Source organism: Ralstonia nicotianae (assembly GCF_018243235.1).
GTDB lineage: Bacteria > Pseudomonadota > Gammaproteobacteria > Burkholderiales > Burkholderiaceae > Ralstonia > Ralstonia nicotianae.
This window is the reverse complement of sequence record NZ_CP046674.1, coordinates 1,074,401-1,096,298: the sequence shown is the minus strand read 5'-3', so window position 1 is coordinate 1,096,298 and position 21,898 is coordinate 1,074,401. Positions and strand designations below refer to the sequence as shown.

General features: G+C 68.9%; 21 protein-coding genes. 4 read left to right on the top strand and 17 right to left on the bottom strand.

The genetic code is table 11. The features are described from left to right. Positions 1 to 505 precede the first annotated feature (505 nt). Entirely contained in the window at positions 506 to 1,117 is a 612-nt protein-coding gene (locus tag GO999_RS05130) for a ferritin-like domain-containing protein (protein ID WP_011002283.1), read from the bottom strand. Between the two features lie 181 nt (positions 1,118 to 1,298). Here GO999_RS05130 and GO999_RS05125 point away from each other — a divergent pair, with 181 nt between their 5' ends. The 3 genes from GO999_RS05125 (at position 1,299) to argH (ending at position 4,184) form a co-directional block, all read left to right on the top strand. Beyond that, complete coding sequence (locus tag GO999_RS05125; protein WP_019718412.1) at positions 1,299 to 1,940, top strand: RNA polymerase sigma factor; 642 nt, start codon at positions 1,299 to 1,301, stop codon at positions 1,938 to 1,940. Beyond that, the gene (locus tag GO999_RS05120; RefSeq protein ID WP_071012967.1) at positions 1,940 to 2,659 is read left to right on the top strand and encodes an anti-sigma factor; all 720 of its coding nucleotides are present in this window, start codon (positions 1,940 to 1,942) and stop codon (positions 2,657 to 2,659) included. Before GO999_RS05125 ends, GO999_RS05120 begins: the two co-directional genes overlap by 1 nt. A 109-nt stretch (positions 2,660 to 2,768) precedes the next feature. Continuing rightward, positions 2,769 to 4,184, top strand: coding sequence for an argininosuccinate lyase (gene argH, locus GO999_RS05115; protein ID WP_211906622.1), 1,416 nt, complete (start codon positions 2,769 to 2,771; stop codon positions 4,182 to 4,184). Here the strand turns inward: argH and thpR are convergent. From thpR to apbC, 16 genes are all read right to left on the bottom strand, one after another. Beyond that, positions 4,181 to 4,759 (bottom strand): RNA 2',3'-cyclic phosphodiesterase, encoded by a 579-nt coding sequence (gene thpR / locus GO999_RS05110; protein WP_211906621.1) that lies wholly within the window; start codon positions 4,757 to 4,759, stop codon positions 4,181 to 4,183. The two genes, argH and thpR, sit on opposite strands and share 4 nt — an antisense overlap. Before the next feature lie 173 nt (positions 4,760 to 4,932). Beyond that, positions 4,933 to 7,212, bottom strand: a complete 2,280-nt coding sequence (locus GO999_RS05105) for an arginine/lysine/ornithine decarboxylase (RefSeq protein ID WP_011002288.1) — start codon at positions 7,210 to 7,212, stop codon at positions 4,933 to 4,935. Positions 7,213 to 7,275: 63 nt separating this feature from the next. After that, positions 7,276 to 7,842 carry a dCTP deaminase gene (gene dcd, locus GO999_RS05100; RefSeq protein ID WP_064048792.1) on the bottom strand — a complete coding sequence of 189 codons (567 nt, stop codon included), beginning with the start codon at positions 7,840 to 7,842 and terminating at the stop codon, positions 7,276 to 7,278. Between the two features lie 168 nt (positions 7,843 to 8,010). Next, a complete protein-coding gene (locus GO999_RS05095) occupies positions 8,011 to 8,886 on the bottom strand; it encodes a formate dehydrogenase accessory sulfurtransferase FdhD (RefSeq protein WP_071012987.1) in 876 nt (291 codons plus the stop codon). A 94-nt stretch (positions 8,887 to 8,980) separates the two neighbouring features. Further along, entirely contained in the window at positions 8,981 to 9,529 is a 549-nt protein-coding gene (locus GO999_RS05090; RefSeq protein WP_016725196.1) for a superoxide dismutase family protein, read from the bottom strand. A 78-nt stretch (positions 9,530 to 9,607) separates the two neighbouring features. Further along, on the bottom strand, positions 9,608 to 9,931 hold the full coding sequence (locus tag GO999_RS05085) for a hypothetical protein (protein ID WP_016727877.1): 324 nt from the start codon (positions 9,929 to 9,931) through the stop codon (positions 9,608 to 9,610). A 25-nt stretch (positions 9,932 to 9,956) separates the two neighbouring features. After that, on the bottom strand, positions 9,957 to 11,111 hold the full coding sequence (locus GO999_RS05080; protein WP_211906620.1) for a formate dehydrogenase subunit gamma: 1,155 nt from the start codon (positions 11,109 to 11,111) through the stop codon (positions 9,957 to 9,959). A gap of 23 nt (positions 11,112 to 11,134) precedes the next feature. Continuing rightward, complete coding sequence (locus GO999_RS05075) at positions 11,135 to 11,377, bottom strand: hypothetical protein (RefSeq protein ID WP_011002294.1); 243 nt, start codon at positions 11,375 to 11,377, stop codon at positions 11,135 to 11,137. Between the two features lie 2 nt (positions 11,378 to 11,379). Next, positions 11,380 to 12,066 (bottom strand): formate dehydrogenase FDH3 subunit beta, encoded by a 687-nt coding sequence (gene fdh3B / locus GO999_RS05070; RefSeq protein ID WP_019718407.1) that lies wholly within the window; start codon positions 12,064 to 12,066, stop codon positions 11,380 to 11,382. Between the two features lie 15 nt (positions 12,067 to 12,081). Next, positions 12,082 to 15,081, bottom strand: a complete 3,000-nt coding sequence (locus GO999_RS05065; protein ID WP_071012994.1) for a formate dehydrogenase subunit alpha — start codon at positions 15,079 to 15,081, stop codon at positions 12,082 to 12,084. A gap of 54 nt (positions 15,082 to 15,135) precedes the next feature. Further along, positions 15,136 to 15,387, bottom strand: coding sequence for a formate dehydrogenase (locus tag GO999_RS05060; protein ID WP_028853495.1), 252 nt, complete (start codon positions 15,385 to 15,387; stop codon positions 15,136 to 15,138). Positions 15,388 to 15,626: 239 nt separating this feature from the next. Continuing rightward, positions 15,627 to 16,298: a TorD/DmsD family molecular chaperone gene (locus GO999_RS05055; RefSeq protein WP_211906619.1), complete on the bottom strand. Its 672-nt coding sequence runs from the start codon at positions 16,296 to 16,298 to the stop codon at positions 15,627 to 15,629. Between the two features lie 18 nt (positions 16,299 to 16,316). After that, positions 16,317 to 18,476: a 4Fe-4S binding protein gene (locus GO999_RS05050; RefSeq protein WP_165591209.1), complete on the bottom strand. Its 2,160-nt coding sequence runs from the start codon at positions 18,474 to 18,476 to the stop codon at positions 16,317 to 16,319. 86 nt (positions 18,477 to 18,562) lie between these two features. Continuing rightward, positions 18,563 to 19,132 carry a DUF3306 domain-containing protein gene (locus GO999_RS05045; protein ID WP_071507074.1) on the bottom strand — a complete coding sequence of 190 codons (570 nt, stop codon included), beginning with the start codon at positions 19,130 to 19,132 and terminating at the stop codon, positions 18,563 to 18,565. Positions 19,133 to 19,153: 21 nt separating this feature from the next. Then, positions 19,154 to 19,675 carry a DUF3305 domain-containing protein gene (locus GO999_RS05040; protein ID WP_011002301.1) on the bottom strand — a complete coding sequence of 174 codons (522 nt, stop codon included), beginning with the start codon at positions 19,673 to 19,675 and terminating at the stop codon, positions 19,154 to 19,156. An 8-nt stretch (positions 19,676 to 19,683) separates the two neighbouring features. After that, positions 19,684 to 20,772 carry an iron-sulfur cluster carrier protein ApbC gene (apbC, locus tag GO999_RS05035; RefSeq protein WP_020371982.1) on the bottom strand — a complete coding sequence of 363 codons (1,089 nt, stop codon included), beginning with the start codon at positions 20,770 to 20,772 and terminating at the stop codon, positions 19,684 to 19,686. Between the two features lie 205 nt (positions 20,773 to 20,977). Here apbC and GO999_RS05030 point away from each other — a divergent pair, with 205 nt between their 5' ends. Continuing rightward, positions 20,978 to 21,607 (top strand): YiaD family glycine zipper/OmpA-like lipoprotein, encoded by a 630-nt coding sequence (locus tag GO999_RS05030; protein WP_011002303.1) that lies wholly within the window; start codon positions 20,978 to 20,980, stop codon positions 21,605 to 21,607. Positions 21,608 to 21,898 lie beyond the last annotated feature (291 nt).

Here is a 21,898-nt window from a genome sequence, read left to right as displayed (position 1 = left end):
TGGGGCGCCTCGGCGCTTCGGCCGACAGCGCCTGCCCGTGCAATGCATCTGACGCCCCGGCATCGCCCTGCGTTACCGCGCCCCGGGGATTCCTCGCCGCCGGCCCGGTGCGCCGCTGTTCCAACGGCAGTCCTCTGGCACGCGGTGGGCGGCCTGTCCGTCCAGGCTCGGCATGCTGTGGCACGGCATCAGCAGCCGGTTCACCAGACACGGTTGCCGAAGGCGGACCAATTCGAGGGGCGGTAGGGCGCATGGTGTGTCGTTCCTTCCCTGCTCGGGGGGATCAGATGCCGTCCCTCGCGGAGAACCGATGGACGCACCCCGCGCGAACCTCGCGCAACGCGCAGGGACAACGGATGCTATGCCTCGCACGCGTTCCGCGCCGGACACCGTGACGAATGATCGGTTCGCCGCCCGAAGTTCGGTCACGCATCGGGAGGCACGGCAAACGCCCCACCGCACATCGGCGCGGCGGGGCAACGCAAGACCGGGTTCGGGCAGCGCCCTAACCAACGAAAGCCACCGGCACCGGGTCTTCACCCAGCACCGACAGCAGGATCGCCCAGTGCATGGCCTCATCGCCCAGGATGCTGGCGGCGGCCTTGGTCAGATCCCGCGTATAGAAATTAGGCAACACGCCCAGATAGGCCGAAGTGGCCCCCTTCTCCAGCCCGGCGGCAAAGCGCAGCACGTCGGCCTGCGTCTTGAGCTGGCTGACCGGGAAGTTGTATTCCGCCACCTTCTTTTCCATCACCGGCGTGCCGCCCAGCTTGGAGACCGTGCCCGACAGCACCTGCGCATGCGCCTTGTGGTGCCCCTGGAACTTCACTGCCGTGGCCAGTACCGGTTTCTGCAGCAGCCCGCTTTCCGCCCCCACCTGGTACGCGGCGATGGCCTGGTACTCCAGCCCCAGCGCCGTATTCAGGATATTGATGTCGTCCTTCACGCTGCCCGACTGCGTCTGTGCCCAGGCCGGCATCGATCGCCCGAGCGACACCGCCGCCAGCGAGCCGAGCGCCAGCAGGCCGGGTGTCCGCAGCAGCACGCGGCGGCGCACATCGATGCGGGGGAGGTCGGCATCGAGCTGCGCTGCGTCTACGTCTTTCGTCGTATCCATCGTTGCACTCCTTGCGTTCATGGGAAGGTGGCGCACGCCGGCGTTTGCCGAGCGCCTGTCCGCTTATACGAAGGGCGCGCCGAAACGGATGCGGACCACGGCGCAGCCCCGGGGAATGCCCACCCACGGGGGTGATGGTTTCTTCCTACAATGGCCACAGCATCCTCACGACGACCCGCCCGTGCCCAGCCTCGAACGCACCGCCGCAGACCATGCAGGGCAGGACGCCAGCCGGCCGCCCATCGCCGCCCGCGCCCCGGGCGCGGAAGCGGACGAGCTCGCGGCCCTGCTCCAGCGCATCGGCCTGGGCGAGCGCGAGGCCCTGCGCGCCCTGTACGCGCGCTGCGCAGCGAAACTGTTCGGGCTTGCGCTGCGTATCTTGGTCAGACGGGACTGGGCCGAGGATGTCTTGCAGGAAAGCTTCGTCAACATCTGGCGCCACGCCGCCGACTACCGGCCGCAGCTGGCCGCGCCGATGACGTGGATGGCCACCATCGTGCGCAATCGCGCCCTCGACTGCCTGCGCCGGCAGCGCGCCGAGCGCGTGGCGGAATCGGTGCCGCTCGACGACGCCCACGCGGACGCGCTGGCCGACCACGCCCCCGGCCCCGCCGACCTGGCGCTGGCCGGGCAACAGGCACGCGCCCTGGCCGAATGCCTGAAGCGCCTCGACCCGCGGCAGCGCGAAGTGGTCTCGCTGGCCTATCTGCGCGACCTGTCGCACAGCGAACTGGCGCAGGTGCTGTCCGTGCCGCTAGGCACGGTGAAATCGTGGATGCGGCGCGGCCTGGACCGCCTGCGCGAATGCCTGGGGACGCCTTGATGGACCCGCGACGCCAACCCGACCTGATCGACCGGCTCGCCGCCGAATACGCGGTCGGCACGCTGCGCGCGGGCGCCCGCCGGCGCTTTGAGCAGCTGATCCGCCACGATACCGACGTGCGCACGACGGTCGAGCGCTGGCAGCGCTACCTGGCCGATCTGCCCGCGCTGCAGCCCGCCTCCGCGCCGCTGCCTGAGATTCTCTGCCGCGTCGAGGTGCAGCTCGGCTGGCGCCGGCCGGAACCGCGGCGGCGCACGCGCTGGCAGCAGCTCTGGCACGGGACCGGCTTCTGGCGCGTGGCTGTGGCGGCGACGGCCATCGTGGCCGTGGTGGCGATCGGCCTGAACCTGCGGCTGGCGCGGCAACTGCGCGAAGCCCCCGTCGCCAGCGCGGTGGCCGTGCTGCAGGACGCACAGGCCCAGGCCGCCGTGCTGGTCACCTGGGACGCGCGCACCGGCACGCTGTCGCTCAAGCGGCTCGACGCCACGCCGCTGACCAGCCAACAAGCACTGCAATTGTGGGCGCTGCCGTCCGACGGGCGCCCGCGATCGCTCGGCGTGATCGGGCACCAGCGCGCGATGCGGCTGATGCCCGCCCAGCCGCTGGCGCGGGTGCCGGCGCTCGCGGTGAGCGTGGAGCCGCGCGGCGGCTCGCCCGACCCGAACGGGCCGACCGGGCCGGTGATCTTCAAGGGCGCGCTGATCGACAGCGCGCTGTAGCCGGGCCGTGGAGCGCCGGGCTGGCCATGGGCCGGCGGACGATATAATCGCGGTTTCCTGAATCCGCGGCCGGCCCATCCCGCCCGGCTGCCCTCCTCCGCTGTCCGCCATGACCTCCCAACTCGCCAAGAAGGCCGAAGCGTGGTCCGCCCGCTTTAACGAGCCGATGTCCGACCTCGTCAAGCGCTATACCGCCTCGGTGTTCTTCGACAAGCGCCTCGCGCTGTTCGACATCCAGGGCTCGCTCGCGCACGCGGCCATGCTCGCCAAGCAGGGCATCATCGCCGAGGCCGACCGCGCCGCCATCGAGCGCGGCATGGCGCAGATCCGCCAGGAGATCGAATCCGGCGCGTTCGAGTGGAAGCTGGACCTGGAAGACGTGCACCTGAACATCGAGGCGCGCCTGACCGCGCTGGCGGGCGACGCCGGCAAGCGCCTGCACACCGGCCGCTCGCGCAACGACCAGGTCGCCACCGACATCCGCCTGTGGCTGCGCAGCGAGATCGACAATATCGTCGGCTTGCTCCGCGCCCTGCGCGGCGCCCTGCTGGACCTGGCCGAGCAGCACACCAACACCATCGTCCCCGGCTTCACGCACCTGCAGGTCGCGCAACCGGTGGTGTTCGGCCACCACCTGCTGGCCTATGTCGAGATGTTCACGCGCGACACCGAGCGCATGCTCGACGCCCGCAAGCGGGTCAACCGCCTGCCGCTGGGCGCCGCCGCGCTGGCCGGCACGAGCTACCCGATCGACCGCGAATTCGTCGCGCAGCAGCTGGGCTTCGACGGCGTGTGCCGCAACTCGCTGGATGCGGTGTCGGACCGCGACTTCGCCATCGAATTCTGCGCCGCCGCCGCGCTGGTGATGACGCACATCTCGCGCTTCTCCGAAGAGCTGGTGCTGTGGATGAGCCCGCGCGTGGGCTTCATCGACATCGCCGACCGCTTCTGCACCGGCAGCTCGATCATGCCGCAGAAGAAGAACCCCGACGTGCCCGAGCTGGCGCGCGGCAAGACCGGCCGCGTCAACGGCCACCTGATCGGCCTGCTCACGCTGATGAAGGGCCAGCCGCTGGCCTACAACAAGGACAACCAGGAAGACAAGGAACCGCTGTTCGACACGGTCGACACGGTGGTCGACACGCTGCGCATCTTCGCCGACATGGTGCCCGGCATCACAGTCGAGGCCGACGCCATGCGCGCCGCCGCCCTGCAGGGCTACGCCACCGCCACCGACCTGGCCGACTACCTGGTCAAGCGCGGCCTGCCCTTCCGCGACGCGCACGAAGCCGTGGCCCACGCCGTGCGCGCCTGCGACGACCTGCGCTGCGACCTGGCCGACCTGTCGGTGGCGCAGCTGCGCGAGATCAGCGGCCTGGGTGACAAGGCGAACCTGATCGGCGACGACGTGCACGCCGTGCTGACGTTGGAAGGCTCGGTTGCTTCGCGCAACCATATCGGCGGGACGGCGCCGGAGCAGGTGAGGCTGGCGATTGTTGCGGCGCGGGCTGGGCTGGCGGGCTAACCGCCGGACAGCCGGACCGTCGCCAGCCGCTCGAACCACGGCCCGTCCGGGGGCGTGCGGCTGGCGAAGAGCGACAGGCTGTCGAACCGCATGGCCGCACCGTGCAACGCGTGTGCGGCCGTCTCCAGCGCGGCGACGCAAGCCGGCGATGCCGACGCCCCGCCCAGCCGGGCCAGCGTGATGTGCGGCTGAAACGGCCGCGTCTCCGGGCGATAGCCCGCATCACGGGCTAGCGCTTCCGCGCGCGACGCCATTGCCTGCGCCCAATCCTCGGGCTTTGCCGTCACCACCAGTACCCGCGGGCGTGCAGGCGACGGCCACAGCGCCGCTCCAATGATCCCCAACGGCCCCCGTTCGGCGGCCATGCCAGCAAGCGACTCCAGCATCCGCATCCAATACGGAACGCCGTCTTCCGGCGTTGCGCCGAGAAATCGCACCGTTGCGTGCCACTGGTCACGGGGCATCCAACGCGCGTGAGGCCAGGGCTGCGCCGCCAAAGGCGTGGCGACGCGGCGCAAAGCATCGATCGTGCCGGCGCTCGGGTCGAGCGCAATAAAAAGACGCTGATGGGGCATGGATACGCAAGCGGCAGGCTGGAACGCGCCGGTGCTCGGGCGCACATGAACTCAGCATACGCCCCGGCACAGGCGTCGCGTCACCGGACATGAAAAAGCCCGGCACTTGGCCGGGCTTGCTCATCTGCTCGTACAGTCGGCGCACGACGACTCGTGCGCCCCTGTTGCGGCAATCACCTCACGCAGTCGACAAAGTACCCAACCCGACCCTCAATCTCCTCCTCCACCAGCCCGTGGATATCGGTCTCGAAGCCGGGGAACAGCTTGTTGAACTCGCGCGCGAACTGCAGGTACTGCACGATGGTCCGGTTGAAGCGCTCGCCCGGGATCAGCAGCGGAATGCCCGGCGGATACGGCGTCAGCAGGATGGCGGTGATGCGGCCCTCCAGGTCGTCGATGGCCACGCGCTCGGTCTCGCGGTGCGCCATCTTGGCCCATGCGTCCGACGGCTTCATCGCCGGCTCCATGTTGGAGAGGTACATCTCGGTGGTCACGCGGGCCACGTCGTTGGCCTTGTAGACGCTGTGGATGGCGTCGCACAGCTCGCGCAGGCCGATGCGCTCGTATTGCGGATACTGCCGCACGAACTCCGGCAGCACGCGCCACAGCGGCTGGTTGTTGTCGTAGTCGTCCTTGAACTGCTGCAGCTCGGTCACCATCGAGTTCCAGCGGCCCTTGGTGATGCCGATGGTGAACATGATGAAGAACGAGTACAGCCCGGTCTTCTCGACGATGATGCCGTGCTCGGCGAGGTACTTCGTGACGATGGCCGCCGGGATGCCCGACTCGCTGAACTTGCCGTCCACGTCCAGGCCCGGGGTGATGATGGTGGCCTTGATCGGGTCGAGCAGGTTGAAGTCCTCGGCCAGGTCGCCGAAGCCGTGCCAGCGCTCGTTGGCCTTGAGCATCCAGGCCTCGCGCTCCTCGATGCCTTCATCGGACAGGTCGTTCGGGCCCCAGACCTTGAACCACCAGTCGTCGCCGCGGCCGTTGCCACCATTCGTGCCGACGTACTCCTGCTCCACCTTGCGCATGGCGCGGCGGAAGTCCAGGGCCTCGGCGATGCTCTCTTCCACCAGCGCGGTGCCGCCCGGCGCTTCCATCATCGCCGCGGCCACGTCGCACGAGGCGATGATCGAGTACTGCGGGCTGGTCGAGGTGTGCATCAGGTACGCCTCGTTGAAGCGGTACGTGTCGAGCTTGCGCGTCTCGGAATCCTGCACGAGGATCTGCGAAGCCTGCGACAGGCCGGCCAGCAGCTTGTGCGTGCTCTGCGTGGCGAACACCAGCGCGTCCTTGCTGCGCGCGCGGCCCTGGCCGATGGCGTGCATGTCGCGGTAGAACGGGTGGAACGAGGCGTGCGGCAGCCAGGCCTCGTCGAAGTGCAGCGTGTCGATCTCGGTCGACAGCATGTGCTTGATGCGCTCGGCGTTGTACAGCACGCCGTCGTACGTGCCCTGCGTGAGGGTCAGGATGCGCGGCTTCTTGTTCGCGGCCTGGCTGGCGAACGGATGCTCGGCGATCTTGCGGGCGATGGTCTCGGGCTCGAACTCGCTCTGCGGAATCGGGCCGATGATGCCGTAGTGGTTGCGCGTCGGCATCAGGAACACGGGGATCGCGCCCGTCATCATGATCGCGTGCAGGATCGACTTGTGGCAGTTGCGGTCCACCACCACGATGTCGCCGGGCGCCACGTTGGCGTGCCACACCATCTTGTTCGAGGTGGACGTGCCGTTGGTGACGAAGAACATGTGGTCCGAGCCGAAGATGCGCGCGGCATTGCGCTCGGAGGCCGCCACCGGGCCGGTGTGGTCGAGCAGCTGGCCGAGCTCGTCCACCGCGTTGCAGACGTCGGCGCGCAGCATGTTCTCGCCGAAGAACTGGTGGAACACCTGGCCCACCGGGCTCTTGAGGAACGCCACGCCGCCCGAGTGCCCCGGGCAGTGCCACGAGTAGGAGCTGTCCTGCGCGTAGTCGATCAGCGCCTTGAAGAACGGCGGCGGCAGCGAATCCAGGTAGTTGCGGGCTTCGCGGATGATGTGGCGCGCCACGAACTCCGGCGTGTCCTCGAACATGTGGATGAAGCCGTGCAGCTCGCGCAGGATGTCGTTGGGCAGGTGGCGCGAGGTGCGCGTCTCGCCGTACAGGAAGATGGGGATGTTGGCGTTGCGGCGGCGCACTTCGGCCACGAAGCTGCGCAGGTTTTCCACCGCTTCCGGTTCCGGCTTGTCGTTGTCCGGGTTGATGAACTCATCGTCGTCGATCGAGACGATGAAGGTGGACGCCCGGCTCGACTGCTGCGCGAACGAGGTCAGGTCGCCATAGCTGGTCAGGCCCGTGACCTCCATGCCCTCTTCTTCGATGGCCTGCGCCAGCGCGCGAATGCCCGACCCGGAGATGTTCTCGGAGCGGAAGTCCTCGTCGATGATGATGACGGGAAAACGGAATTTCATCGGGGTTCCTTGACTGATGAAACAAAAGGCACCGCTCCGGATCGCGGAAACGGACAACTGAAACTAGGTTTTTGGCAGCGTAACGCCGTGCTGGCCCTGGTACTTGCCGCCACGATCCTTGTACGAGGTCTCACACGGCTCGTCGCTTTCGAAGAACAGCACCTGCGCGCAGCCTTCGCCGGCGTAGATCTTGGCGGGCAGCGGCGTGGTGTTGGAGAACTCCAGCGTCACGTAGCCTTCCCACTCGGGCTCGAACGGTGTGACGTTGACGATGATCCCGCAGCGCGCGTAAGTGCTCTTGCCCAGGCATACCGTCAGCACGGTGCGCGGGATGCGGAAATACTCCATCGTGCGGGCCAGCGCGAACGAGTTCGGCGGGATGATGCACACATCGCCCTTGAAGTCGACGAACGACTTCTCGTCGAAATTCTTCGGGTCGACGATGGTGCTGTTGATGTTGGTGAAGATCTTGAATTCGTCGGCGCAGCGGATGTCGTAGCCGTAGCTCGACGTGCCGTAGGAGACGATGCGCCGGCCGTCGGCCTCGCGCACCTGCCCCGGCTCGAACGGCTCGATCATGCCGTGCTGCTCCGCCATGCGGCGGATCCACTTGTCGGATTTGATGCTCATGGGATGCCTGTGATGAACAAATGGGGGCAGGCTTCGCGGGTGCGAAAACTGTCCCCATTTGGTCACGGCTGGGTCGCGGCGCTCGGGCCGGCGGCGCTCGAAAACGCGGATTGTACCCCCAAACCCGTGACGGAAAACCGCGTGCGCGCGGACCGGCCGGCCCGCGGCTTATCGGCCGGATTCCGCCGGCTGCGGCAGTTCCCCGCGCGGGCCGACCACGGCCGCCATGCCGGGCTCGGCGATGAAGCGCTCGCGCCCGGTGTACAGCAGGAAATGCCGCCCGGTGCAGCGCGCGAACAGTGTCAGGTTGACCCGCTGCGCCATCCGGTAGCCCATCTGCGTGACGCCCGAGCGCGACAGCAGGAACGGGATGCCCATCTGCGCGCCCTTGATGACCATCTCGGAAGTCAGGCGCCCCGTGGTGTAGAAGACCTTGTCGCCGCCCGCCATGTCCTCCAGCCACATGCGGCCGGCGATGGCGTCGACGGCGTTGTGGCGGCCCACGTCCTCGATGAACATCAGCAGCTCGCCCTGCGCATCGAACAAGGCGCAGCCGTGCACCGAACCCGCCTGCTTGTAGATCGACTGCTGCAGCCGGATGGTGTCGACCACGCGGTACAGCGTGGTCTGCGTGATGCGTGCCTCGGGCGGCAGGTGGACGGCATCGATCTCGTCCATCAGCGAACCGAACACGGTGCCCTGCCCGCAGCCGGTGGTGACGGTGCGGCGCGCGGTCTTCTCGTCCAGGTCGGGGATGCCGGCGCGGGTGGTGACGGCGGCGGACTCGGTCTCCCAGTCCACCTGCACGGACGCGATGTCCTCGACGCTGCCGACCAGCCGCTGGTTGCGCAGGTAGCCGAGCACCAGCGCCTCGGGGGCGCCGCCCAGCGTCATCAGCGTGACCAACTCGCGCTTGTCCAGATAGACCGTCAGCGGCCGCTCGCCGGGGATGTGCACGGCGCGCACGTGGCCCAGCTCGTCGACGACCTCGACTTCATCGAGCAGCGGCACGCAGGCGTTGGTCAGTTCGGGGCGCAGCGGCATGGAGCGGTATCCAAAAAAAATGCGCACGGCAGCGTGCGCATTCCTGCATGCGGCCGGCGCCCATCCATTCCAGAACGGGCGCCGCGTGCGGGCGTCAGTTCGCCACGATCACGCCGCAAGCGACGCGCCCGCCGGAGTTGCCGGTCGGCTGGGTCTTGTAGTCGTCCATGCCCGCATGGACGATCACCGCGCGGCCGACCAGGCTGGTGGCGCCGGGCGTGAGCGTGACGCCGGTCAGGACGATCGAGCCGACGGCCTTGCCGCTGGCATCGGACTGCAGCATCGGGATGTCGCCGGCATGGTGCGGGCCGGAGCGCGGATCGCCGTGCGGCTGGCCGGTCGGGTTGAAGTGGCCGCCCGCGCTCATGCCGTCCGGCGAGGAGCAGTCGCCCTTCTCGTGCACATGGAAGCCGAACATGCCGTTGGGCGGCAGGCCGGCAATGTCGACCGCCATCGCAACCCGGTTGTCGCCTTGCTGCAGCAGCTTGATGGTGCCTTGCACGTTGCTGCCGCTCTTGGGCGCCAGCGTGGCCAAAGCCGAGGTGCCGGCGGCGGGTGCGCCGGTGCTGGCGCCGGTGCCGGCATTCGAAGCGCAGCCGGCCATCAGGCCGATCGCGGCAAGTCCGATCACGAGTTGCTTCATGTGTCACCTCCAGTCAGGGTTCACTTGCGAGCGGACGATTGTACTGCCGGATGATGAAGACGCAACATCGGCGCGGTCTCAGCCCTTGGGAGCCGGGGTGGCTGGGGTGGCCGGCGCGGGCGGCACGAAGGGGCCCGGATCGGCGCACGGCGCGCCCGCCTGCGTGCGGGTGCCCTTGCCGCTGGCCTGGTACTGCGCCACGGCCCGGTCCTGCGCGTTGCACAACTGGAAGGCGGCCACCTTGTCGCTCCAGGCCGCCTTGGCCTTGTCCATCTCGGCCCGGGCCTTCTGCTCGGCGGTCGGCGGGGGCAGCCTGGCGCCTGCCGTGGCGCTCGCCAGGCCAAGCAGCGCGGCAGCAAGCCACGTTCCCGACCGGCGCATCTTCCTGGTGGACCATGTCATGGCGGGGCTCCTCGGATCGATGGCGTCAGCCCTTGGCCGGCTGTTCGCGCGCCTCGGGCGGCTCCGGCGGCTTGGAGCGCTGCGCGGGAATCCTGCCGGCCTGGATGTCGTCGTACCAGAGCACGTGGTGCTCTTTGGCCCAGGCCTCGTCGACATAGCCCTCGCGCATGGCGCGATAGGCGCCTTCCATGCCGATGGTGCCGATATAGATGTGGCCGAGCGACATGCAGATCATGCCCACCGCGGCGATGGCGTGGACGATCTCGGCCAGCTGCATGGTGCTGCGGTAGTAGTCGACGCCCGGCACGATGCGGTCCAGCACCCAGCCCGAGGCCGACAGGATCAGCCCGAACACCACCAGCCCGCCCCAGAACCACAGCTTCTCGCCCGCGTTGAAGCGATGCGACGGCACCTCGGCACCATGGCCACCGAACATGCCGCCCAGGCGCAGCAGCCATTGCAGATCGCCGCGGCGCGGCAGGTTGTCATGCGCCCACATCACGAAGGCAACGACGATGCTGACGGTGAACAGCGGCCCGACCAGGTTGTGCAGGTTCTTCAGCACGTAGGTCAGCCAGCCGAACAACTGGTGGCCCATCAGCGGCAGCAGGAAATGCTTGCCCCACAGCATCGCGATGCCCGAGACGCCCAGCGTGACGAAGCTGATCGCCATGGTCCAGTGCACGTAGCGCTCGGTGGGCGTGAAGCGTTCGATCCGGCGGCCGGTGGGCGCCGCCTTCAGGCGGATCTGGCCCCGCCGCAGGAAGAACGCCAGGATCGCCAGCGGCACCAGCACCACCAGCCAGCCGCCCCACACGGTGATGACACCGTTGCGGAACAGCCGCCACTTCTGGCCGGTACGCTGGATCAGCACGCCGCTCTCCAGCCCGGGCAGGCTCGCGTAGCCGGCCTGGTCGGAATTGACCTCGCGCCAGACCGGCGCGTTGTTGCCCGGCTGCGTGACGCGGCGCGCGGTCTGGTCCTGCGCCTCCTTGGCCAGGTCGCGCCGGGGCAGGTCGAAGACGCTCTCGGAGACGACGTTGGCGAACGGCTGCGCGGGCCGCACGGCCGGATTGGCGGGCGCGACGGCGGGCACGCTGGCCGGCTGCTGCGCCGATGCGAGCGCCGCCGCGCTGCCCAGCAGCAGCGCCATCGCCAGGTGTTTCCAGCAGGCAATCATGGACGGGCCTCCGCTCGCGCGCCTCAGGGCGTCCGGTTGTATTCGTTCTGGTACTGGCCGCGCGCGCGGATCTGGTTCTCCCAGCTCGTGCGGTCACCCGGCGTCCAGTCCTTGGCCATGAACGGGTCGCCCTCGGCGCCCTTGTAGGCCGGGGCATCGTCCTTGCGGTGCGAAGCGAAAGCAGTCTGCGCACGCTCGCCGCACCCCGCCAGCGCCGCGGCCAGGGCCAGGGTAACAACCGTCGCCACCATCCGGATCGTATCCATGGCTAGTACGCTCCCGAGGCCGGTGCGTCCGGCTTGGCGGCGGGTGCGGCCGGGGCAGCTGGAGCAGTTGGGGCAGCCGGTGCGGCCTGGGCGCTCTTGCCGGCGCCTCCGTAGGCCGTCCCCCAGCCGAACAGCTCCGCTCCTTTTCCCCGCTTCATGACACGATTGCGCAGGATGTCGGCAATGACATCCCCGTCGCCGCCCAGCAGCGCCTTGGTCGAGCACATCTCCGCGCACAGCGGCAGCTTGCCCTCGGCCAGCCGGTTGCGGCCGTACTTCTCGAACTCGGCATCGCTGCCGTTGGGCTCCGGCCCGCCCGCGCAGAAGGTGCACTTGTCCATCTTGCCGCGCACCCCGAAGGTGCCCTGGCTCGGGAACTGCGGCGCGCCGAACGGGCAGGCGTACGAACAGTAGCCGCAGCCGATGCAGACGTCCTTGTCGTGCAGCACCACGCCGTCCTCGGTGCGGTAGAAGCAGTCGACCGGGCAGACCGCCATGCAGGGCGCGTCGGAGCAGTGCATGCACGCCACCGAGATGGATTTCTCCGCGCCGACCATGCCGTCGTTGATGGTGACCACGCGGCGCCGGCTCACGCCCCACGGCACCTCGTGCTCGTTCTTGCAGGCGGTGGTGCAGGCGTTGCACTCGATGCAGCGCTCGCTGTCACAGATGAATTTCATGCGCGCCATGATCGCTCCCCGCGCTTAGGCAAAACGCTCGATCTGGCAGACCGTCGTCTTGGTTTCCTGCATCATCGTCACCGAGTCGTAGCCGTACGTCGTGGCCGTGTTGACCGCCTCGCCGCGCACGATCGGGTGAGCGCCCTCGGGGTAGTAGTCGAGCAGGTCCTTGCCCTGCCACCAGCCCGAGAAGTGGAACGGGATGAAGGCATGGTCCACGCCCACGCGCTCGGTCACCAGCGCCCTCACCTTGATCTGCGCGCCGGTCGGCGTCTTGACCCACACGTAGTCGTTGTTGCGGATGCCCCGGTCGGCGGCGGCCTTCGGGTTGATCTCGACGAAGTTCTCCTGCTGCAGCTCCGCCAGCCAAGGGTTGGAACGCGTCTCTTCGCCGCCGCCCTCGTACTCGACCAGCCGGCCGGAGGTCAGGATGATCGGGAATTTCTCATAGACCTTGTTTTCGATATTGCGCTGCTGCACGGTCTTGTACAGCGTCGGCAAGCGCCAGAAGGCCTTCTTGTCGTCGTGCGTCGGGTACTGGGCGACCATGTCGGGCCGTGTGGAATACAGCGGCTCGCGGTGCTGCGGGATCGGGTCGGGGAAGTTCCACACGACGGCGCGCGCCTTGGCATTGCCGAAGGGGTGGCAGCCGTGCTTCATCGCCACGCGCTGGATGCCGCCCGACAGGTCGGTCTTCCAGTTCTTGCCTTCGGCGGCCTTCTTCTCGACATCGGTGAGGTCGTCCCACCAGCCCAGCTTCTTCAGAAACACGTGGTCGAACTCGGGGTAGCCGGTGGTCAGCTCGGCACCGAGCGAATACGAGCCGTCCTCGGCCAGCAGGTTGACGCCGTCGCGCTCCACGCCAAAGTTGGCGCGAAAGTTGCCGCCGCCGTCCATCACGTGCTTGCTGGTGTCGTACAGGTTGGGCGAGCCGGGGTGCTTCAATTCCGGCGTGCCATAGCACGGCCACGGCAGGCCGAAGTAGTCGCCGGTCAGATCGTAGCCGGTGACCGGGTCCTTGCCGCCCTGGCAGCGCAGCGTGCGCACGTCGAACAGGTGCATGTTGCGCATATGCGCCTGCAGGCGCTCCGGCGATTGGCCGGTGTAGCCGATGGTCCAGTTGCTGCGGTTGATCTCGCGCAGGATCGACTCGGTCCCGGGCTCGCGCCAGGTCATGCCGGCGCGCTTGTACTCGATGATCTTGAGGTTCTTCGACAGCTCGCCGCCGAACCCCAGGCGATCGGCCAGGGCCTGCATGATGACCTGGTCCGGCTGCGACTCGAACAGCGGCTCGATCACCTTCTCGCGCCATTGCAGCGAGCGGTTGGACGCGGTGCACGAGCCCGAGGTCTCGAACTGCGTGGCGGCCGGCAGCAGGTAGACCGCGCGGTTCGGATTGGGCGGCGTGCCGTCGGCGGCGGGCATGTTGGCCATCGCCGCGGTGGCCGACGGATAGGGGTCGATCACCACCAGCAGGTCGAGCTTGTCGAGCGCGCGCTTCATCTCCAGGCCGCGCGTCTGCGAGTTGGGCGCATGGCCCCAGTAGAACATCGCGCGGACGTTGTGGTCCTGGTCGATCAGTTCGTTCTTCTCCAGCACCGCATCGATCCAGCGCGAGACGGTGGTGCCGGATTTCTCCATCATCGCCTGCGAGGCGAAGCGGCCCTTGATCCAGTCGTAGTCCACGCCCCACACGGCGGCGTAGTGCTTCCACGCGCCGGCGGCCAGGCCGTAGTAGCCGGGCAGCGAATCGGGGTTGGGGCCGACGTCGGTGGCGCCCTGCACGTTGTCGTGGCCGCGGAAGATGTTGGCGCCGCCGCCCGTCCGGCCGATGTTGCCCAGCGCCAGCTGCACGATGCACGAAGCGCGCACGATGGCGTTGCCGATGGTGTGCTGGGTCTGGCCCATGCACCACACCAGCGTGCTCGGGCGGTTCATCGCCATCATCTCGGCGACCTTGCGCACCTGCGCCTCGGGCACGCCGCAGACGGCCTCGACCTTGTCCGGCGTCCACTTGGCGAGCACCTCGTCGCGTACCTTGTCCATGCCGTAGACACGGTCATGGATGAACTGCCGGTCTTCCCAGCCGTTCTTGAAGACGTGGTGCAGCACGCCGAACAGGAAGGCGATGTCGGTGCCCGAGCGGATGCGCACGTACTCGTCCGACTTGGCCGCCGTGCGCGTATAGCGCGGGTCGACCACGATCACCTTGCAGCCGGTCTCCTTGGCATGCAGCAGATGCAGCATCGACACCGGGTGCGCCTCCGCCGCGTTCGAGCCGATGTACAGCGCGCACTTGGCGTTCTGCATATCGTTGTACGAGTTGGTCATCGCGCCGTAGCCCCAGGTGTTCGCCACGCCCGCCACGGTGGTGGAGTGGCAGATGCGTGCCTGGTGGTCGCAATTGTTGGTGCCGAAGAACGACACCCACTTGCGCAGCAGATACGACTGTTCGTTGCTGTGCTTGGACGAGCCGACGAAGAAGAACGAATCGGGCCCGGTCTCCTGGCGGATGGCGTTCATCCGGGCGACGATCTCGTTGAGCGCCTGCTCCCAGCTGATGCGCTGGTAGCGCCCGTCCACCAGCTTCATCGGCGTCTTCAGGCGGTATTCGCCGTGGCCGTGCTCGCGCAGCGCGGCGCCCTTGGCGCAGTGCGCGCCCATGTTGATGGGCGAGTCGAACACCGGCTCCTGGCGCACCCACACGCCGTTCTGCACCACCGCATCCACCGCGCAGCCCACCGAGCAGTGCGAGCACACGGTGCGCCGCACCACGATGTCGTCCTTGCCTTCGGCCGCCCTGGCCTCGCCCACCACCGTGGCCTTCTTCACCAGCGACAGCTGCGACGCCGCCAGCCCCGCGCCCACGCCGATGCCGGAGCGCTTGAGGAAGGTCCGCCGGTCCATGGTCGGCAGCGCGCCGGCCAGGCCACGCGCCAGGCTGCCGGACAGCGTCGCGGCGCCGGGGCGGCTTGCCTGCCCGGTCTTGGCATCCTGCGCCGCCGGTTTGCGGGTCAGAAGCATGGTGTCACCTGGGAGGGGAGGAACGGGAATCGCGCGGGAACCGGGAGGCTGGCCTCAGATCCACGTGGTGCGGTAGTACTTGCGGATGTGCTCGGTCAACCGATAGCCGGTGGCCTTGTCATCGGCGGGCTCAGCAGGCTCGGCGGCGCCGGGAGCCTGCGGCGGCGCCAGGCGGCCCGTGGTGGCTGCCGCGCCGGCCGCCGCCGCGGCAACGGCGGCGCCCATCAGGAAACGGCGGCGCGCGGGCCCGGCATCGACGGTGTCAGCCTGGGCCGGGGCGTGGGGATTCGTCTTCGGGTCTGGCATGGCCATGCTCCCTCGGTTCAACCGAACCGATGACCGAACGAAATAGGAATTGATCGACACATTCTAGGATTAATGGTCCTAGAAAACCATGCCTGTTAGCCCTGAAAAGCCGCGTTTTCCGGGAACGGGGCGAAGCATTTTTTCAATCGCCGCGCCACAGGCCATTCCGCCGGGAGGCTGGCGGGGCTTCGCTCTTCGCCGGCTGCGGCGGCGTTCTCAGGCACCCCTGCCGCGATCCGTCACGCCAGCTCGAGGGCGAGCCGCTCGACTTCAAAAAACGCCTTCGCCAGCCCCGCCACCCCGGCATAGAACGCGGCGCGCGGATGCTGCAGCACGGCATCGCAGGCAGACTCGGCCCACGGCGCCAGGTGGCGCTGGAAGAATGTGCGCTGCTCCGCCACGTGAGCCACGGCGGCATCCTCCCCGGCGATCAGGTAGCGCATCACCTCGCACAGCGTGGCGAGGTGGTCTTCGGTCTCGGTGATGCCCTCGGCGCGTTCCAGGCCGTAGCGGCGCAGGTCGTCGCGCAGCACCACCAGCGGCTTCTCGTTGAGGAAGCCGGCCTGGTAGTACGAGCCGTACAGGAACACCTCCGGCTTGCCGACGCCGATGAACAGCTCGGTGTATTCATCGTCGGCCTGCGCGGCGGTGGTCTGGCCGGCGCGGGCGACCAGGCGGCGCCAGGCCTGCGTCAGGGCGCTGCCCGCGGCACCTTCCGCGTCGGCGGGATCGGCGGCGGCTGCGTCGGCCGGGTCCAGCGGCGCGGCGGCGATGCGCTGCAGCAAGCCGGCATCCGGCGCGCGATACAGCAGCGTCGCCAGCAGGCCGTACAGGTCGGCGCGGGCGAGATCCTCCGCGCTGTCGGCGGGCGTGGCGGCAAGCTGGAACTGCAGGGGCTGAGCGTCGGTCATGGGCTCGGGGCGGCGGGTTCAGTGCGTGGCGCCGGGCTGCTCGCCCCGCTCCAGCATGTCGATCACGCGGCAGTCGCCGCACATCTTCAGGCGCTCGCCCGCCGCGCCGGCAAAGGCCGGATGGGCGCCGAGCCGGGCCATCATGGCGGCGACCATCTGCGCCGTGCCGAACGGCTTGCCGCAGCGGATGCAATGGAACGGCTGGGTCTCATTGAGCACGACCGGCTGGCGTGCGTCAGCCGACAGGTTCAGCCGCGGCACCAGCGCGATGGCGTCTTCGGGGCAGGTGGTATCGCACAGGCCGCACTGGACGCAGTTGCGCTCGATCATCGACAGCACCGGCCGCTCGGCCGCATCGCGCAGCGCCTGCGACGGGCAGGCGCTCACGCAGGCCATGCACAGCGTGCAGCGCGCGCGGTCCACCTCGATGGCGCCGAACGGCGCGCCGGCCGGCAGCGGAATCACGGCGTCGACCGCCCCGGCGTGGCGCGCCAGGTGATCGAGCGCGAACTCAAGCGTCTCGCGCTTGGCGGCGGCCACGGCAAACGTGGCGGGCGGCATGTCGGCCCGGAAGCCCTGCACGGGGCCGCACACTTCGACGGCATTGAGACGGGCATCGAGCGCGCCGGCATCCGGCGCATCGATCAGCACCACGCCGGCCGCGTCGGCCGGCTCGCCCAGCCCAGCCAGCACGGCCCGGGCCACCGCCGCCTGTTCGGCGAGCATGGCGCGATACTGCGGCGCATCGTCCTCGGTCAGCAGAATGGCGATGCGTGCCGCCCCATAGGCCAGCGCCGACAGCCACAGATCGAGCCCCGTCGACGCCGCGTGGAACACCTCGACCGGCAGCACGTTGACCGGCACGCCCTGCGCCTTGCCGGTCCGCGCGGCGCGGCCGAGCTGCTCGATCAGCGCGCGGCCGCGACCGCCGTTGTGCAGCAGAACCACCGCGTCGTGCCCGCCCGCCGCCGCATGGGTCGACAGCAGCGTCTTCAGCTTGCGCCCCTGGTACGGCGCGCTCGGGTAGGCATAGGTCAGCGCGCCGGTCGGGCACGCCGTCGTGCACGCACCGCAGCCGACGCACAGATTGGGTGTGACGTGCACGCTGCCGCGCCCATCCTGCCACTGCGACGCGATCGCCACGGCCGAGCAGACCCGCACGCAGGCATCGCAGCCGACCCGGCCATTGCGGCCGTGCGCGCAGATCGAGGCCTTGTACTGGAAAAACCGGGGCTTCTCGAACTCGCCCACCAGCTGGAGCAGCGCCAGCGATGCGGTGAGCTGGCGGCCGGCGTTCGCGCCGGCATGGAAGTAGCCCTGCGGCGGCTGGTGCTGCGCGAAGGCCGGCGCGTCGTTCAGGTCCAGGATCAGGTCGAACCGGCCGGAGGCGGTCTGCGGCGCATCGAGCCGCCCGAAGTCGATGGCCATCGCCTCGCCGCATGCCCTGACGCAATCGCGGTGGTCGCGACAGGCCTCCAGGTCGATCTGGTAGAGCGTGTCGATGGCGTCTTCCGGGCAGGCATCGATGCAAGCGTTGCAGCGCGTGCAGCGGTCCAGGTCGATCGGGTTGCGGCTTTGCCACTGCACGTCGAAGGCACCGAGCCAGCCGCTCACCTGCACCCGCTCGCCCGCCTGGATCGGCCAGCGGCGCGCCATGGGCGGCGACAGCGGGCCGGCGCCGCGATCGCGGCCGGTCGCCAGCACGGTCACGCTCAACTGGTCGGCCAGGCGCTCGGCCCAGGGCAGCGCGCGCTCGGCCGGGCCGACGATCAGCAGGCTGCCGTCGGAACGGTAATCGACCACGGGCACCGGATCCGGCGCCGGCAGGCCGGCCACCGCCAGCAACGCCGCGGCCTTGGCGTGGAAGCCGCGCGCATCCCGCCGCGCCCCCGCCGACCATCCGCCCGTCTCGCGCACGTTGACGAAATGGATCGGCGCCGTCACGCCGCCATGCCGGGCGGCCACCTCGGTGAACAACGCAGCCTCCTGCGTACAGGCGACGATCACATCCTCGGCGCCGTCCAGGGCCCGGGAGAAGGCGCCGATCTCGCGGCGGCACAGCAGGTGATGCGTCTGGCCCGGCGCATCGATGGGCGCACCGGACGCGCGCAGCCCGTCGCTCACCGCGTCGGCGTCGAGCGGCATCGTGTGATTGCAACTGCAGACCAGCGTGGGCATGGAGGTTGCGCATGGGTGCCCGCGCCGGCTGCGCGGGCTGTGGGGACACACACGGCCGCGCGGTCATGGCCGCGCGGTCCTCGCCTCTATTCTACGGAGGACGGTTTGCCGTCGCTATGCGGGGTTGCCTGGGCGGATGCATCCGACGCGGCCGGTGGCGGCGCCGGCTGGACGGGCGCCTCGTCCGCCGTGGCGGCCGGCGCCTCGGGCGCGCTTCCCGCTTCGGATGCCGCCGGTTCCGCACCCGCCTCGTCGAGCGTCTCGAACAGACGCAGTTCCGCCGCCTGCCGCAGTTCCCGCAGCATCGCGGGCGGAATCGGGTCGGGCTGCGAATAGTCGTCGATATAGGTATCGAGCCCGTCCATCACGTTGAAGCGCGGATCGGCAAACAGCTTCTTGAGCGCGGCGCGCTTGACGGCCTCGTCCACGCCACGTGCGACGAAGGGCGCGAAATCGTCGGCGGGGGTCAGCTTGGCGGCATCTTCAAGCGTGGGCGGCGGGGCCTCGGGGACCGGCTCGGCAGCCGGCGCGGGCTCGGGCGCGACCACACCGGCAGCCGGCACATCGGCCGGCGGCGCCGGTTCGGGTTCCGGCTCGCCGCGCCGGTCGGCGGCCTTGCGGCGCGACCAGCGGAACAGGAAGGACGACTCGCTCATGGCGGCTCCCGCCTCGGTCTCTCAATATTTCGCGCGGTCTTCCGGCGACAGGAACGACTCCGGCCGCCGCCGCTTCTTCGGCTCCGGCCGGTAGTTCTGCTCCACGTAGGCCCGCAGCCACGCGAGCGACGCGGCGTCCAGCGGCACGTTCTCCACCGTCTCGCCGCCGTCGAGCCAGCGGCCGGCCTCGTTATAGCTGAGCGACACCGTGTGCGGAACGGCCCGGCCTGCCTCCGCCGTGTCCGGCTCGCCCATGCGCCACAGCACGAACCAGCACGGCGCGGCGGCGGTCGCGTTCAGATAGTAGCCCTCGGCCTCGTCGTGGAACAGCGTGACGCCGAAGCCGGGCGTGAGCCAGCGCTCGGCCGCATCGGTGCGGTCCAGGCAGCGCGGCACCGCGCCGAACTCGCCCAGGTCGGGCACCACCGCCTCCAGCCGCCACTGGAACGGCTGCCAGCGGTTGCCCGTCGGCCGGCGGCACAGCACCACCGCCACGCGCACGGACGGGTGTTCGGTCGGCAGCGGCTCGGCGGGCGTATCCACGATGGGCCTCAGGTGTTCTGCACCACGATCGACGGGAACTTGCTGGTCATGTCCTTCGCCTTCTCGGCGACGGTGATGGCAACGCGCCGCGCGATCGCCCTGTAGATGTCGGCGATGGCACCCTCTGGATCGGCCACCACGGTCGGCCGGCCCGCATCCGCCTGCTCGCGGATCGACAGGTTCAGCGGCAGGCTGCCGAGGAAGGGCACGCCGTACTGCGCGCACATCTTCTCGCCGCCGCCCGCGCCGAAGATGTGCTCGGTGTGGCCGCAGTTCGGGCAGCAGTAGACCGCCATGTTCTCCACCACGCCGATGATGGGGATGCCCACCTTCTCGAACATCTTCAGCCCCTTCTTGGCGTCGATCAGCGCGATGTCCTGCGGCGTGGTGACGATCACCGCGCCCGTCACGGGCACCTTCTGCGACAGCGTGAGCTGGATGTCGCCCGTGCCCGGCGGCATGTCGACGATGAGGTAATCCAGGTCGCGCCAGTTGGTCTGCTTGAGCAACTGCTCCAGCGCGGAGGTGACCATCGGGCCGCGCCACACCATCGGGTTGTCCTGCTCGATCAGGAAGCCGATCGAGTTGGCCTGGATGCCATGGCCTTCCATCGGCTCCATGGTCTTGCCATCGGTGGATTCCGGCTGCCCCTGGATGCCCAGCATCATCGGCTGGCTGGGGCCGTAGATGTCGGCATCGAGCATGCCCACGCTCGCCCCTTCGGCGGCCAGCGCCAGCGCCAGGTTCACGGCCGTGGTCGACTTGCCCACGCCGCCCTTGCCCGAGGCCACCGCGATGATGTTCTTCACGTTCGGCAGCAGGTGCACGCCGCGCTGCACCGCATGCGCGACGATCTTCATCGACACCTGCACGCTGACATTGGCGACGCCGCCGACCTGGCGCAGCGCGCCGATCACCAGCTTGCGGATCGGCTCGAACTGGCTCCTGGCCGGGTACCCGAGCTCGACATCCAGCGACACGTCGCCGCCGTCGACCCGGACGTTGCGCACCGACTTGGAGGACACCAGGTCGCGCCCGGTATTGGGGTCCACCACGCCGCGCAGGGCTTCGGTGATCTGTTCGACGGTCAGGCTCAAGTTGCACTCCAGCAAGAATTTTAATGCGAATGAGGGACGGCCCAACGGTTGCGACGCATGAACTTTGCGGCGCCCTGGCCACTCTATGTACTGTTTTGCTATTGTATTTTGCCGGCGCGGCTTCCGTTTGATTCCCCCGTATCCCTTGTCCGCGCCGGATATCGGCAAACAACGACAACCGATCCCGTTAGCACAAGGAGAATTCATGAAAGCCAAGCTTATTTCCGTCTCGCTGGTCGCGCTGCTGGCCGCCGGCTGTGCCACCGAACAGCAGAATCAGACCCTGGCGGGCACAGGCGTGGGCGCCGCCGTGGGTGCCGGCATCGGCGCGCTGGTCGGCAACAGCAAGGGCGCGGCCATCGGCGGCGCGCTGGGCGCGGCCGGCGGCGCGGCCGTCGGCTACAACTGGAACGCGATCAAGTCCAAGCTGACCGGCGACACGGCCGGCACCGGCACGCAAATCTCCGAGCAGCCGGACGGCTCGCTCAAGCTGAACATCCCGAGCCAGGTCTCGTTCGATACCGACAGCGCCGTGATCAAGCCGTCTTTCCGCGGCCCGCTGGACAGCGTGGCGGAAACCCTGAGCCAGCATCCTGAACTGGCCGCCAACGTGGTCGGCCACACCGACAGCACCGGCAACCCGAACTACAACATGAGCCTGTCGCAGCGCCGGGCCCAGAGCGTGGCCAGCTACCTGACCGACCGCGGCGTGGCCCGCAACCGCATGTCGGCCGAGGGCCGCGGCCAAACGCAGCCGGTCGGGGACAACGCCACCGAGGCCGGCCGCGCACAAAATCGCCGCGTCGAAATTTATTTGAAACCAATTCAAGGATGACCCGGTCATAGAGAACGGGTGCCGCTTGCCACACGTTGCTGGCTCGCGATGCGTGGCTGACCTCCCGGGCGGCGCCTGATTTCTCCTCCTTTTCCGTTGTGGAAAGCTGCGCCGGCACTTGCCGGCGCTTTTTTTTGGATCACGCTGCTGCAGCGTGCCGCGGGCCCCGCGTTTCCCGTCGGCCGCCGGCCGGCCGTGCGCAGCCCGCCCCTGCCGGGCACCGCGCTAGAATATGCGTTTCCCGGCGCGCCGCCCGCCTCGTGGCCCCTGCCCGCACTTTCCTGGTCCGTC